A 12,918-nucleotide genomic window follows, 5' to 3' on the forward strand; every position below is an offset into this window, starting at 1 on the left:
AACGGAGGTCTGATTACATTATGCTAAATTCTTATCCCCAAGCTCTCACCATCGCCGGGTCCGATAGCGATGGTAGCGCCGGCATGCAGGCTGATCTGCACACCTTCTTCGCCCGCAACGTTTATGGTGCGTCCGTCATCACCGCCTGTGTGGCGGGAAATTCTTACGGTATCCACGCGAGCGTGCCGATGCCAACAGATTTTATTGATCAAGAGTTCGCTGACCTAGCTGACGACTACCACATTCGTGCCGCCAAGACGGGGATGCTCGCCGATTCCGAACTGATCGAAGATGTGGTCAAGAATTATCAGGCCGCCGATTTTGGCCCCTTAGTGGTCGACCCCGTCATCATGACGAAGCACGGTAACCAGTTGTTAGAGGAAAGTGCCTTTAACACCCTGCGGACAAAATTAATTCCACTGGCAACCGTCCTGACACCAAACTTTTACGAAGTCCAAAAAATTGCGGAAATGACCATCAACAGCGATGCCGACATGATTGCCGCCGCGCAGAAGATGCAGGCCATGGGTGCCAAAAACGTGGTCGCCAAGGGCAGTCACGCCGACACTAACCAGCAAGCCGTCCGTGACTACGTGCTCCTCGAGTCCGGCGAAGGCTTCTGGCTCAGCGAACCCTACCACGAAACGGACCGGGTCAACGGCACCGGTGATTCACTATCCGCCTGCATCACGGCCGAGTTGGCCAAGGGCACGCCGATGAAGACCGCCATTGCCATTGCCAAGCAGTTCGTGAACACCGCCATTGGGAGTCCGATTGAGGTGGGGCACAAGTTCGGTCCCATCAACCACTGGGCCGCCCAGCAACGCGAATACTAATTGGTTCCAAGCCCAGCTATTTCGGCTGGGCTTTTTTGTTTACTCCGGCGACAGTGAAAATGACTCGTGGTCCTGTCCGTTCCCGAGGGCGGATTCAAGACGCTCTGCTGTGGGGACCGGCGCCAGCCTGAGGGGGCGGTCTGGCGCCTCGCCTTGAAACCTCGCAAAGGACCGCGAGTTTCCAAGGTCGTCCCGTGCTCTAAACTGAGAAAAACACTCAGTTAAGACCACCGACACAGCTGTCCGTTTTGATCCGCCTCTGGTCACTCACAACGACCATGACATCTTCACGGTCGTGGAGCCAAACATTAGCCGCCAAATATGTGGTTGTCACAAATGTATCCGCTTTGCTTAGTATTTTTTTATTGTAGTAACAATGCGACAATGTTAAATTCAAAAACAAGCCACCGGTATTGGTTTAACCAATGTCAGTGGAGCTGGAGGCTGGTGGGGTGGCGAGGCCTGTGTCGGTGATGTTGGCTGGGGTCCTTTCTCAGCCTACATCACGGATGACCTTTGAGACTTGTGTTTTTCAAGGCTCAAAGGCAAGATACAAGACCGCTTCTCAGGCTTGTATCGGTCCCCTCAGGCGCTGCCACCCCACCAGCCGCAAGCGCAACGAATTCAACGGCTAAACCAATTACCACCGGTCGGGGCGCCAGGTGCGGCCGTCTACCTCGCCGCGCAGCTGGTCACTTCGCCGTTCCTGCTCGCGCACCAATTCGGCTAACGCCAGCCAAAACGCCCGGTCGGTGAACTTCCCCTGCTGTTCAGCTAATTTATCAATTTGAAGTTGAAGCCATTGTGCATGTTCAGTCATCTTCCTGCTCCTTAATCAGCGACAAGGTGTCCGCCAATGCGTCGATATCATCTTTTTGTTGGGCAAATTCGGCTTCGATCAACCGCCCCGTCGCCTGTTGTTCCGGTGGCAATTGCTTGATCATTTCTGGCAAACGTTCGGCAAACCAGGTTTGACGGTCGCCCAAACTATCGGGCTGTTCCTGCGTCAGGTAGCGCTGGTAGTCCACCACTAATTGAAGTTTTTCGGGTTCTTCAAGGTAGGCAAACTGGTGAATGGCAAAGATGGGCAGCCAGGTCATTTTGGCCCGTTCGGCAACTGCGGCCAGCGGCGCCAAGGCTGCGTCCAACGTGATTTGCTCGGCACCGCCCCGTTGAAAGGCCTTGCCCGGCATCCCAGTGGTCACCACGATACCCAATTCCTTATCGGCCAAGGGATAGCGGTGGTCGCCATACACGAACGTCCGGGTCAACACGGTGTCCTCCCACTGCTTGAGTCCTGCGGGGGCCGCGTACCAATACAAAGGAAATTGTAAAATGATGCGGTCGGCGTGACGCAATTGGTCCTGTTCCTTTGCCACGTCTAAGGTTGGTTGGCTTTCAATATGCTCCCAAATAATGTCTTCATTCGCCGGCAGACTGGCCTTCAAAAATTGTTGGCTGGTCGAATCCGCTAGGTGGGGATGGGAGACTAACACAAGGGTCGTCATGGCCTCAGCTCCTTTTCTATTTTCTCTAGAACTACTGTATCACAAAATAGTGAAACGACTGAAACCAACGCCCGGTTAGTTTGGCTATTTTTGTGAAACCGTTTACAAAAATAATAAACTCCTGTATAATTGCTCGCTGATCAAATGATTAACTTAATTCAAGGAGGAACACACATATGGCAATTCAGTGGGACGTACAGGGTAAGAGCGTCATCATCACCGGTGGTGCGGGCGGTATCGGCCTCGGCATGGCGACGGCCTTTGTTAAAGCGGGCGCACAGGTTTTAATCGTCGACGTGAACGACGAACATCTTCAAGCCGCCGCGGAAAAATTAGCCGCCTTCGGCACGATTGAAACGCTTAACGTGGACATTTCTACATACGAGAACGACCAGAAGATCATTGAAACGGCACTCGCAAAATTTGGCAAGCTAGACGTTTTAATCAACAACGCCCACGCTTCCCGGCAGAAGCCGTTTGACCAGCTGACTGACGAGGACTTTGCGTTGTCCTTCAACACCAGTTTCAACCCAACGCGGCATTTGATGCAATTGGCCCATGAATCCCTAAAGGCCACGCAGGGTTGCGTCATCAATTTTGCCTCCGGTGCCGGTATCCGTGGCCAACAAACGCAGGCGGCCTACGCTGCGGCTAAGGAAGCCATCCGGGGATTGACCCGCGTCGTTGCCCATGAATGGGCCCCCGATGGCATTCGCCTGAACATCATTTCCCCCATCGCTGAAACCGAGGGCGTCAAGCAGTGGCACCAGGCTGCACCGGAACAATACGACCACTTGGTCAACAGCATTCCGCTGCATCGCCTGGGTGACCCCGAACAAGACATCGGTTCCGTCGCCCTCTTCCTCGCCAGCAGCGCCAGCGCCTACATGACCGGCCAAACGCTGATGGTCGACGGTGGCGATATTCAAATGTACTAAATAATTGCTGTTCAACTTAATATGAAGCCGTCACGCTGGAGTGTTTTCTGTGTGGCGGCTTTTTGAGTCGTATCCTTAGATTAAGAATAAGCAAACTACATGACTTGAAAACACCACAATTACCTGCCGAACAAGCATAAGAACGTCGAAAATGCGTGGCAACTGTCAGTGACCAGAGGCGAGCCAAGGTAGCCAGCTGTGTCGGAAGACCGCCCCTCAGGCTGGAGCTGTTCCCCACAGCAGGCTGCCTTGAGCTCACCGCCGGGAACGAAAATCGACCGCACCCATTTTCGGCCAAAAGAAAAACGCCTAGCTGGAACACTAGACGTTACCCAAAATTAACTTAACCGACGATTTGAATCGTCATGGAATTTGTCACGAGTTGCCAGATGCTTGCTCTTCTTACGGAAAGCATTCCGGTTATTCAGATACAACTGACTAACCCCGGCAATTAAAATGATCATGATAATAATAGCTACTGCATGCATCAGAATTCCCCCCGTCAACATTAGGTTACAAATATATTATCCTAATGTTACAGGAAGATTGCAAGTTGTATGGACCAGTCGTTACAAATTCTTGATAATTTTAGCGATTTACTTACTTTCTGACTGACTCTTTGCGCTACTTGATGATTTCTGTTCGGACTCTTTTTTCTCGGATTCCTTTTTCTCTTTGTGCTTCTTCTGAACCTTACGCACCTGATCCGAAATCTGGGTTGACGGATTGACCGTCTTTTTCCCGGACAAATTAGACACTGGGTAGGCAATGAAGAGAACCACGGCAGAGATAATTAAGTAACGAATATTTTTCTTGCGGTCGCCGAGCGCTTGTGTAATTTGGAAGAAATAATAGATAAGTAAAATAGCCGCGAAAAAGACAATAGCCTCGGCAACGATATGAACGACACCCAAGGGAAACCCTCCTTCTGTGATTTAGCCTAACTTTACTGGAACGACCGGTCTCTGTCAACTAACGGCGCAGAACAGTGATTGACACGGCTACGTTGCTTCTCTATAATTAAGGAGTTATTGGGATTTTGTCGCAATAGCTCAGCTGGATAGAGCAACGGTCTTCTAAACCGTAGGTCGAGGGTTCGAATCTCTCTTGCGACATCACAATTAAATGGGTTATCAAAAAGGTTGGGACCAGGTCCCAACCTTTTTCGTATCCATAACGATTTAGTCTTCGTACTTGCCAACAACGGGTAAGTTCTTCAAAACCTTACGACCGTGAGGCGACTTGCCATCGATCACGCTGGTCAGTTCTTGACCGGCCAAGTTACCGTGGTGCTTGCCACCGGTCCAGGCTTCGACGCCACTGACATCGTACACGACGCCCGCAATCGCCACGTAGGCTGGTTGGCCATCTTGACCGTTAAACTTCGCTAATTCTGCTTGATTGAAAACTTTTTCTTCACTCACACAACTCACCGCCTAATAGATTTAGCCTTATCGTAAACTGAGTTGGCAAACAATACAAGTAATTCGCTTGTCAGGTGATAACCTTTGCGTAAATTTCAAAAATTTGGACGCAAAAAAACCACTAACCGAAGTCAGTGGTTTTTTACTAAGCACGATTTAGGCTAATGTAAATTAGTCAACTACCGTAACGTTAGCAGCTTGTGGGCCACGGTCGCCTTGTTCTACATCAAGGGATACGTGTTGGCCTTCTTCAAGAGTCTTGAAGCCTTCGCTGTTGATAGCGGAGAAGTGAACGAAAACGTCTGAGCCGTTTTCCAAAGTGATGAAGCCGTAACCTTTATCAGCGTTGAACCATTTAACAGTACCTTGTTCCATAAGAATGAAACCTCCATGCGCATAGCGCAATAATATTTGCATTTGAAAGCTGGGGTAAAAAGGAGCCATTCTTATAAGAACGTCGAGCCTTTACTTCCGAACCATAAATACATTAGTCATAGAATAACAGGTATTCCCGAGAATAGCAAATGCAAAGTGTCGAAATCGGCAAACTTTTTAGCGACCCCTATAAAGCATTCACTGTTAACCATGTTTGTGCCGCAAGCACCTCATGCGGCGTCAGCTGGTGAGTTCCGCCCGTTATTTCCATCGTCGTTTCCGCCTGAATCTCGTCAAAACTTTTTAAAACTTTTTTTACCGTGGCGACCGTTACCAGCGGATCATGTTCCCCCGCCGACAGCCAAGCCCGATAACCGGGTCGCTGAACTGGCAACGCCACTGGTAACTGCAACGGATGGAAGAGCAACGCCGCCTGCCCCGGAATTTGCCCCGTTAGGACCCCGTAGGCAGCCATGGCCGCACCATTTGAATAACCGACCACCACCAGCCGCTCAGCGTCCCAGCGGTGCTCCTGGCAGACCTGCTGGACCTGCTCGCCCAACCAGTTGGCCTCTTCAGCGATTTGCGCCGGGTTCACGGGTCCCGCCGCCGTTTGCGAATAATATTGCCGTTGCGCGCCAACACCCTGCCGGCCCGCAATCGTGATCAATGGACTCTGCGGGGCCAAACGCCGACCAAACGTCAACATTTCCTGATTCGTCCCGCCAGTTCCCTGCAAGAGCAGGAGTGGGGCTGCCGTATTGGCGCCGGGCATCGTTTCAATTAAATCCGTTTCCGTCATCGGTCAGCCTCCTAACGTTGGACGATGATTTCAATCTGGCCCTTCTGGGGCGCAAAATTCAAGCCTTCACACGTTTCCGTTAAGATTTTGCCGTATTCGCTCAGCACGTCCACGGGTAACGGCGTGTGCGTTCGTAAGTGTTCAATTAACTCATCGGCTGATTCTAAATCTGCCAGCGTGACAAACAGTAAGGCGTTATTGATCAAGTCATGCAACAAATCGGTTAATAAGCCATTTGGCTTGCCAACTTTATCGGTGATGACGACCTGGTTGCTTTCTACTTCCTGGTGATTTACCGAAATATGCTTCAATACATCAAAAATCGTTTGCATGCCCAGTCACTCCTTCGTAGGTTATTCCCCAAAACGACAGTCTTTTTCTAATTAACTCGATGATACTGCAATTTCGCCCGCACGGAAACTAATTCTTGGGAAATGCCTGTGGATGGCCCTGATTTTGGTAGCGCGTCATGATTTTTTCCTGCACCTTGGGCAGTGGTAAGGCCCGAATCTCGGCTGCCGGCACCCATTTACCAGGGTAAAAAGTCAGTGATGGCGTCGTCGCTAGTTCCGCGACCAGTAGCTTCACCTGCCAGCGTTGGTGGGTGTAGGTGTGACTGACGGGCTGCCCGCTGACTGCCGTGAGGCCGATGGGGAGCTGATAGTCCGTTGAAAATTGTTGCTCCAATGCCGCAATGTCCGTCTCTAACGTGGGCACATCCACCGGCACGGCCTCGCGGAGCTCTGCCTGAATCACCAACGGAAACGTCCAGTAGCCCGTCAACATTTGGTTAGCATCCCGCTGAACCATCAGGTACCCCGCGGGCGAATGGACAATCAGACCATAATACGGCATCAATTTTGGCCGCGGCGCCTTGGTCTTCACTGGAAATTCGTCCACCCGGTCTTCCTGGTAAGCGGCGTCAAACTCACGGACCGGCGAATGGGCCGGATCAGAATTTTTCGCCGTCATATAGCTGGAGCCTAGGTCCATGATGGCTTGGTTAAAAGCGCCCGGCCGCTTCGGATCAACGATGGGCTGAATCACCTGTTCAAAAATTTTCCGTGTCTGCGGCTTGGCGATATCATCGTCAATCAGTAACAGCCGTGAAAAAACGCGAAAGGCATTGCCATCGACCGCCGGAACCACTTCACCAAACGCAATACTGGCGATGGCGCCGGCCGTGTAGGGGCCGATGCCGACTAAATCAGCCAGACCAGCCGCGGTCCGGGGCCACTCCCCGTGATAGTCGTTGACCAACTGCTGTGCCGCGCGTTGTAGATTCCGCGCCCGCGAATAGTACCCAAGTCCCTGCCAGGCCTTCAAGAGGTCCGCTTGTTCGGCATTGGCCAACGCCGTGACCGTGGGAAAGGTCGCCATAAAATTCTCGTAATACGGAATCACCGTATTGACCTGCGTCTGTTGCAACATGATCTCACTGACCCAAACGTGATAGGGCTCGTGGTCCCGCCGCCACGGCAGATCCCGCCCCTCTTGATCATACCAAGCCAACAACGTCCGGCGAAAATCCCGGATGGTGGCTGCCGACCATTTTTCCATCAGCTGACCCCTTCTTTCGTTCTAATTTACGAAACCTTTTTCCTATTCTAGCGAATTCGCCCACCCGGAACAAGTAAAGCTTGACGTCCCCCCACGACTCCCCTATCATCAGTGAGGAATGACAACATAGGTAGAAACACCGACAAGGTTGACTGCCTAGTGGAGCAATGATTGTTGATTATTAGTCAGTTGTTGGGTAAGGCTTGATTGCCAAGTTAAATCACAACTCAGAACAATTAATTGATCTATCAATTCAACTGACTACACCTAACTCAATTAAACAAGTTTTAGACATTAGGATAACAAACACACAAAACTGAACGGGTTAAACCCGTGTCAGCCGCAGGGCTGGTGAAAATGGGCTCAGCCGTGGGAGTTGCCTTAGCGGGTCCCCCGCTTAGGCAACTGCTATCTTTGAGACGTGAACTTCGGCTCAAAGTAAGTCTGGAGACCGCCCTTCGGCTCCAGACGTGCGCCCACAGCCCCACGGCCCATTTTCACCAGCCCGGAGGCGCATGACAAAGACCGGTTTAACCCAAGAGACTATGACATAACGGAGTGGTAAACGTGAAACGTTGGCGATTCTTTCTAATATTAATCCTATGTACCAGCTTAGCCGGCTGCCAGATGGCCAAGGAAACGCATACGACCAGTGACAGCAAGGGCGTCATGACCCGCAAACAGGTCGTCACCCTGGCCACCTCACGGCCCCTGACGACGCTGGATACCGACAAGCTTACCCAATTTGGGCGGCTGAACAACACCATTGAAGGCCTCTATTCAACGACTGGCGAGGGCCAAGCTGAACTGGCACTGGCTAAAAAGGTCAAGGTGACCAATCATAAGAAGACCTACACCTTTACCCTCTGGCGCGATTCCCACTGGAGCAACGGTGACCTTATCACGGCCCACGACTTCGTTTATTCCTGGCAACGGGCCCTGTCCCCCACGACCAAGGCGCCGAACGCCGACCTCTTTGTCGGGATGCAAAACGCGCGCCAAATTCTCGATGGCAAGTTGCCCGCGACTAAACTGGGCGTGAGCGCACCGAGTCGTTTCACATTAGTCGTCCATCTGGATCACCCCATGGCGGAGCTGCCACAACGACTGACGTTCCCCCTGTTTGGCCCGCAAAATGAGCGTACCGCCATTAAGTATGGCAACAAGTACGCGACTAAGCCACAGTACCAAGTCTACGCCGGTCCGTTCATGGTCGCCAGCAAGGGCAACACCGCCCAGCACTGGCACATGATTCCCAACCCGCATTACTGGGACCGCGAGCACGTCTACCTCCAGCGCATCAACGTGGATGTTTACCATAGCAACGCCAAGATGTGGACGGATTACCGCAAGGGCACGCTCGATGAGGTCCGCTTGCTGGGCAAGGCCAACATTAAATCGTTTGAAAAACAGGCCGCCTACACCGCGCGACCGTACTCGAAAATGGTGCTGTTAAACTATCGTCAGGCCGGACCGAAATCGACGGTCAATCAATTACTCCGCCAACGAATCGCCCGGTTAGCTATTTCTCACGCCATCGATCGACAGAAACTGGGCACCGCCTCTTATGGCAGCACCTCGCTTCCCGCCCAGGGTATCGTCCCCGCCGGTCTGAGTCGCGGCCAACGAGGCACGTCAGATTTCGCGGCCACCCAACCGCAACAGCAAACACTGAAATTGAATTTACCATTGGCTAAAAAGCTCTGGCAGACGGCCAAGAAACGGGCTGGTGTCAAACACCTCACGCTGACCCTGAGCTACCTGGACGCCACCTACAGCTACAAGATTGCCCACACGTTGCAGCAACAGCTGACCGCAGCCTTGCCGGGCCTGACGATTCGGTTGGTGCCCCGTGAATGGTCCGTCGACGAACTCCCGGAACCGACCAGCACTGATTTAACGTTGACGACCCAGCACGCGCAGTACGCCGACCCGCTGTCGATGTTGGCGCTCTTTACCAGCACCAGCATGGCCAACACGGGGAAATGGTCGAACACCACGTACGACCAGCTGATTGCCCAGGCCAGCACGGCGCCCGCCTTTAACAGTACGCGCTGGAAAACCCTGCTCAAGGCAGACGGTGTGTTGATGAAGTCCCAAGGCGTCACGCCCCTCTTTCAACCAGCCAGCACCTACCTCGTCAACCCCAAGCTCAACGGGGTGCAGTACAATACGGTTGGCACGCAATCCAACTTTAAGGGTGCTTACTTCGTGAAGTAATTGACTCAATACTAGTTGTCAAAAAAAGATATGATACACCTGAGGCTTGCGTTATGCTCCCAGGTGCATCATATCTTTTTTGCCGCTAATATTGGCCTGTCGTCCGTTAGTCATTATCTTTATCCTGCAAAAATTTCTCGAACCGCGGATCAACGTCATTCTTAGCGTCTTCCTGATTTTTTTCATTGAGTTCAAGAATACTGATTCGCTGCGCCAACGTTTTGCGTACGTAATCACTGATTAAGATTTCAAATGGTTGTAGATTGCCACTTTCACGAGAAGCGGCCAAATCTTCCATGTAGATGGTCCGTGCTTCTTTATCCGGTTGAACATTGATGACCGGGTAACCGGCTTGAGTCAACGCCATATTCATCAACAAACGTGCCGTTCGCCCGTTACCATCAGCAAAGGGATGAATTGAAACGAACCTTTGATGCAAATCAGCAGCGAACTGAACCGGATGTAGGGTCTTCTGCTCCGTGTGCGCCCAGTCAATCAACTGGTCCATTTGCGGGGCAATATCAAATGGCGCGACATAGGGCTTGTCTTCGCTGCCAAACGGCCATGCCGCTAAAATTCGGTAGACTCCCGCGTTTGCCTTGTCATTAGTCGTTTGCAGGGTCACGATGCGATTTAGTGTGCGAATCAAGGTGGAGCTTAACGGCGTCTGTTGACTAGCTAGTTCCATCATGTATTCGTAAGCTTCATTCAGATCTAACGTTTCGAGGACATCTTTAACGGGAACGCCATGGATGGTCATGCCTGTATTCAGAATTGAGGCAGTTTCATAGCGAGTTAATGTGTTTCCTTCAATGGCATTAGATGACCAGACATGTTCGATACGGACACGCTGATCCAATTCTTTAACTTGCTCAACTGATAAGGGCCGAAAAGTATCCATTTTTGCTTTAAGTTCGCTAATTTCTGCAAGTTTTTCTTCGATTGGCATTAGAATTTCAACTCCTTTTGGCAAATTATATTGCCACTATTATAGCAAATAAGACGACCGAAACGTTATCGGTCGTCTTAAAGTCTAGTCAAATTATCGGAACAAACGACTTAGTAAACGGGCAGGTAAGCTGCGAGTTGTCACCAACTTAATTCGCTACGATTAACTCGGCAGTTTAGCCATGGCAACTTGTACCAGATCTTCACTGACAAATTCACTAGTCAGCCGCTGCATTGGCGTGTAGTCGTGCCGCTCCTTGTAGGCGACCGGATAGGCAGCGACCACCGCCACCTTCAAGTGATTTTCGGTCAGAAAAATTTGACCGGTCCCCTTGTACTTGCCCTTGCTGTGGCGGCCGGTGCGCCAGGAATGGAGCTTGAAATCGCCATCCGGTTCACGTTTGATTTCGTACTCGCCGGAGGCATTGGCCTGCACGGGCACTCCGACGTACTGGTTCACGTCGTACTTGGCCTTCATCGCGCCGCCTCCTCAGTGAATACCTGAACAAGTGGCGCAATGGCATCCGCGCCCAACACGGCCGCCACATCTGGCTGCGTCAATACGGCTTCGACTGCGGCTGGTGTGGCGTCGATACCGGTCAGCTGTTCCGAAATGGCGTGTAGTTGTGCAGGCGTACCGATTGCGCCAAATAACATAGCCGTCCGCAATTTGCCAGCATGGCGGGTGAAGTTGACGTGCAACTCACCGTTGACGACCGTCAGCTTATGATATTCCCGGAAACCAGGATTGGCGCCGTAGTTCCAGGCATCCGTATCATACTTTTCGGTCAGCCGTTGATCGATCACGGCCCAGTCCTTGTCGCTCAAGTGATACGTTTCGATTTGATCTAAGCTATCGACTTCAAAAATGTGGCAGAGTAAGGCTTCCTTGAACGCTTGAATATCCAAGTCCCGGTATTCTGGGGCCAGGTACTGCCGCAGGTTGGTAATCGCCACCCGGTTGGAATCGACGCCGCGGTGAGGCCGATCGCTGGCTGGCAAAAGGGAGGCGTGGGCCGCATCCACGTTCAGGTCGTACATAATGGTCCCGCCGGCCGCGTAGCCTTCCCCATTTTTAAACATGGTCATGCCAGAAAATTTCTTACCGTCGACCGTCAAGGCACTCTTGTTGCTGATGCCCAGGTCGGCCACACCCATCGCCTTGAGCGCCCGCAAAACGGGTTCGGCAAAGACCGTGTAGTCCCCAAATTTCGACCCATCTTGCGGATCACCATTAATGATGTGCTCGAAAATCAGGTTGCGTTCATCATGGTAAACGGCCCCACCACCAGACGTTCGCCGCACCAGTTGCACGTGGTTCTGTTCTAAATAGTGGAAATCAACCTCGGCCCCCACCGTTTGGTTAATGCCAACGATGACGGCCGGTTGGTTGACGTACATCATCAGGCCGTGGCCGGGTAATTTTAAATCGTTGACTAAGTAGTTGTCGATGGATTGATTGACGATGGCATCGGTCACGACTTGGCCGTTGCGATTGGTATCGATTAAAAACATTTCAGGTAACGCTCCCTTCAGGTAAGTGTTGTGCAAGTTGGTGTCTGCGGCTGACAGGATTCCGCCTTGGGTTTCTGATTCCGCCTGCGGTCGTTAGGTATCTTCACCCTATGGGACCCGTCTGAAGCCTAAGAACCGGTCTTCAGACTCGGTTGGGGGCCTTGCAAAATCACAAGTCCCCCAACACGGTCCGTGCTGTAAGGCTGGGAAAAAACGCCCAGTCTAACATCACTATCACAGGGTTCGACACCTAACGACCTCCGGCTCCACCAGAAATCCAAGTCTCCGTCGGCCTAAACACCAACGGCAACAACACACCGTTCTGTTCATCTTATTATTTTTGTTTACAATTTCTAGCGGTCTTAATTGTTACCGAGACACGTCAATTCACTAAACAACGCCTCACTAACAATTATTCAATCAGTCGCTCGTGTCCGGGCTAAACCAGTGCTAGCCGCAGGGCTGGTGAAAATGGACCCACGTGGTCAGTGTCAGTGACCAGAGGCGGGCCAAAGTGACCAGCTGTGTCGATGGCCTTAGTAGCGCGGCTTTCGCTACTTAGCCCATGGGACAACCTTTGAGACCGATCTTTGGCTCAAAGTTGAGGTGAAAGCCCGCCTTTTGGCTGGAACCGGCCCCACAGCAGGGCACTTTGAGACCGCCGCCGGGAACGACCAGTACCGCGTCACGGCCCATTTTTCACCAGCCCAGAGGCGCGGTTCACAGCGTTCAGCCAAGCGAGCACTGATTGAAATTATTTTTAGTGTAGCATGCACCCTCAGCGTGAGCAAG

At 51.9% G+C, this 12,918-nt stretch carries 15 protein-coding genes and 1 tRNA gene; 4 read left to right on the plus strand and 12 right to left on the minus strand.

Going from position 1 to position 12,918, the window contains the following annotated elements:
- Nucleotides 1-20 precede the first annotated feature (20 nt).
- Nucleotides 21-836, plus strand: a complete 816-nt coding sequence (gene thiD / locus JUF13_RS04000) for a bifunctional hydroxymethylpyrimidine kinase/phosphomethylpyrimidine kinase (RefSeq protein WP_203637848.1) — start codon at nucleotides 21-23, stop codon at nucleotides 834-836.
- Nucleotides 837-1,476: 640 nt separating this feature from the next.
- Here the strand turns inward: thiD and JUF13_RS04005 are convergent.
- Entirely contained in the window at nucleotides 1,477-1,656 is a 180-nt protein-coding gene (locus tag JUF13_RS04005) for a hypothetical protein (RefSeq protein ID WP_203637849.1), read from the minus strand.
- Nucleotides 1,649-2,344, minus strand: a complete 696-nt coding sequence (locus JUF13_RS04010; RefSeq protein ID WP_203637850.1) for an NAD(P)H-dependent oxidoreductase — start codon at nucleotides 2,342-2,344, stop codon at nucleotides 1,649-1,651. The genes JUF13_RS04005 and JUF13_RS04010 overlap by 8 nt, the downstream gene beginning before the upstream one ends.
- 176 nt (nucleotides 2,345-2,520) lie before the next feature.
- Here JUF13_RS04010 and JUF13_RS04015 point away from each other — a divergent pair, with 176 nt between their 5' ends.
- Nucleotides 2,521-3,282 (plus strand): SDR family NAD(P)-dependent oxidoreductase, encoded by a 762-nt coding sequence (locus JUF13_RS04015; RefSeq protein ID WP_203637851.1) that lies wholly within the window; start codon nucleotides 2,521-2,523, stop codon nucleotides 3,280-3,282.
- Between the two features lie 338 nt (nucleotides 3,283-3,620).
- Here JUF13_RS04015 and JUF13_RS04020 read toward each other — a convergent pair whose 3' ends face one another.
- Nucleotides 3,621-3,770 (minus strand): hypothetical protein, encoded by a 150-nt coding sequence (locus JUF13_RS04020; RefSeq protein WP_164511283.1) that lies wholly within the window; start codon nucleotides 3,768-3,770, stop codon nucleotides 3,621-3,623.
- A 108-nt stretch (nucleotides 3,771-3,878) separates the two neighbouring features.
- Nucleotides 3,879-4,196 (minus strand): hypothetical protein, encoded by a 318-nt coding sequence (locus JUF13_RS04025; protein ID WP_203637852.1) that lies wholly within the window; start codon nucleotides 4,194-4,196, stop codon nucleotides 3,879-3,881.
- A 127-nt stretch (nucleotides 4,197-4,323) separates the two neighbouring features.
- Between JUF13_RS04025 and JUF13_RS04030 the strand changes: the two genes are divergently transcribed.
- Nucleotides 4,324-4,397 (plus strand) — tRNA-Arg (locus tag JUF13_RS04030).
- Nucleotides 4,398-4,463: 66 nt separating this feature from the next.
- Here the strand turns inward: JUF13_RS04030 and JUF13_RS04035 are convergent.
- The 5 genes from JUF13_RS04035 to mutY form a co-directional block, all read right to left on the minus strand.
- Complete coding sequence (locus JUF13_RS04035; RefSeq protein WP_203637853.1) at nucleotides 4,464-4,706, minus strand: cytochrome b5 domain-containing protein; 243 nt, start codon at nucleotides 4,704-4,706, stop codon at nucleotides 4,464-4,466.
- A gap of 171 nt (nucleotides 4,707-4,877) precedes the next feature.
- Nucleotides 4,878-5,081, minus strand: a complete 204-nt coding sequence (locus JUF13_RS04040; RefSeq protein WP_024746588.1) for a cold-shock protein — start codon at nucleotides 5,079-5,081, stop codon at nucleotides 4,878-4,880.
- Between the two features lie 187 nt (nucleotides 5,082-5,268).
- Entirely contained in the window at nucleotides 5,269-5,883 is a 615-nt protein-coding gene (locus JUF13_RS04045) for an alpha/beta hydrolase (RefSeq protein WP_203637854.1), read from the minus strand.
- A gap of 11 nt (nucleotides 5,884-5,894) precedes the next feature.
- A complete protein-coding gene (locus JUF13_RS04050; protein WP_203637855.1) occupies nucleotides 5,895-6,215 on the minus strand; it encodes a hypothetical protein in 321 nt (106 codons plus the stop codon).
- An 88-nt stretch (nucleotides 6,216-6,303) separates the two neighbouring features.
- Nucleotides 6,304-7,443: an A/G-specific adenine glycosylase gene (gene mutY / locus JUF13_RS04055; RefSeq protein ID WP_203637856.1), complete on the minus strand. Its 1,140-nt coding sequence runs from the start codon at nucleotides 7,441-7,443 to the stop codon at nucleotides 6,304-6,306.
- A 567-nt stretch (nucleotides 7,444-8,010) separates the two neighbouring features.
- Between mutY and JUF13_RS04060 the strand changes: the two genes are divergently transcribed.
- Entirely contained in the window at nucleotides 8,011-9,663 is a 1,653-nt protein-coding gene (locus tag JUF13_RS04060) for a peptide ABC transporter substrate-binding protein (protein WP_236002665.1), read from the plus strand.
- Nucleotides 9,664-9,769: 106 nt separating this feature from the next.
- Here JUF13_RS04060 and JUF13_RS04065 read toward each other — a convergent pair whose 3' ends face one another.
- The 3 genes from JUF13_RS04065 to JUF13_RS04075 all read right to left on the minus strand — a co-directional run bounded on the left by JUF13_RS04065 (nucleotide 9,770) and on the right by JUF13_RS04075 (nucleotide 12,126).
- Nucleotides 9,770-10,612 carry a Fic family protein gene (locus JUF13_RS04065; RefSeq protein WP_203637857.1) on the minus strand — a complete coding sequence of 281 codons (843 nt, stop codon included), beginning with the start codon at nucleotides 10,610-10,612 and terminating at the stop codon, nucleotides 9,770-9,772.
- 162 nt (nucleotides 10,613-10,774) lie between these two features.
- Nucleotides 10,775-11,089 (minus strand): DUF7671 family protein, encoded by a 315-nt coding sequence (locus tag JUF13_RS04070; RefSeq protein WP_203637858.1) that lies wholly within the window; start codon nucleotides 11,087-11,089, stop codon nucleotides 10,775-10,777.
- A complete protein-coding gene (locus JUF13_RS04075) occupies nucleotides 11,086-12,126 on the minus strand; it encodes a lipoate--protein ligase family protein (RefSeq protein WP_203637859.1) in 1,041 nt (346 codons plus the stop codon). The genes JUF13_RS04070 and JUF13_RS04075 overlap by 4 nt, the downstream gene beginning before the upstream one ends.
- Nucleotides 12,127-12,918: the final 792 nt, after the last annotated feature.

Source organism: Levilactobacillus wangkuiensis (assembly GCF_016861605.1).
Lineage (GTDB): Bacteria > Bacillota > Bacilli > Lactobacillales > Lactobacillaceae > Levilactobacillus > Levilactobacillus wangkuiensis.

Coding starts and splice junctions, on each gene's coding strand:
- thiD (WP_203637848.1), top strand. CDS start 21: ATGCTAAATTCTTATCCCCAAGCTCTCACCATCGCCGGGTCCGATAGC.
- JUF13_RS04005 (WP_203637849.1), bottom strand. CDS start 1,656: ATGACTGAACATGCACAATGGCTTCAACTTCAAATTGATAAATTAGCT.
- JUF13_RS04010 (WP_203637850.1), bottom strand. CDS start 2,344: ATGACGACCCTTGTGTTAGTCTCCCATCCCCACCTAGCGGATTCGACC.
- JUF13_RS04015 (WP_203637851.1), top strand. CDS start 2,521: ATGGCAATTCAGTGGGACGTACAGGGTAAGAGCGTCATCATCACCGGT.
- JUF13_RS04020 (WP_164511283.1), bottom strand. CDS start 3,770: ATGCATGCAGTAGCTATTATTATCATGATCATTTTAATTGCCGGGGTT.
- JUF13_RS04040 (WP_024746588.1), bottom strand. CDS start 5,081: ATGGAACAAGGTACTGTTAAATGGTTCAACGCTGATAAAGGTTACGGC.
- JUF13_RS04045 (WP_203637854.1), bottom strand. CDS start 5,883: ATGACGGAAACGGATTTAATTGAAACGATGCCCGGCGCCAATACGGCA.
- JUF13_RS04050 (WP_203637855.1), bottom strand. CDS start 6,215: ATGCAAACGATTTTTGATGTATTGAAGCATATTTCGGTAAATCACCAG.
- mutY (WP_203637856.1), bottom strand. CDS start 7,443: ATGGAAAAATGGTCGGCAGCCACCATCCGGGATTTTCGCCGGACGTTG.
- JUF13_RS04065 (WP_203637857.1), bottom strand. CDS start 10,612: ATGCCAATCGAAGAAAAACTTGCAGAAATTAGCGAACTTAAAGCAAAA.
- JUF13_RS04070 (WP_203637858.1), bottom strand. CDS start 11,089: ATGAAGGCCAAGTACGACGTGAACCAGTACGTCGGAGTGCCCGTGCAG.
- JUF13_RS04075 (WP_203637859.1), bottom strand. CDS start 12,126: ATGTTTTTAATCGATACCAATCGCAACGGCCAAGTCGTGACCGATGCC.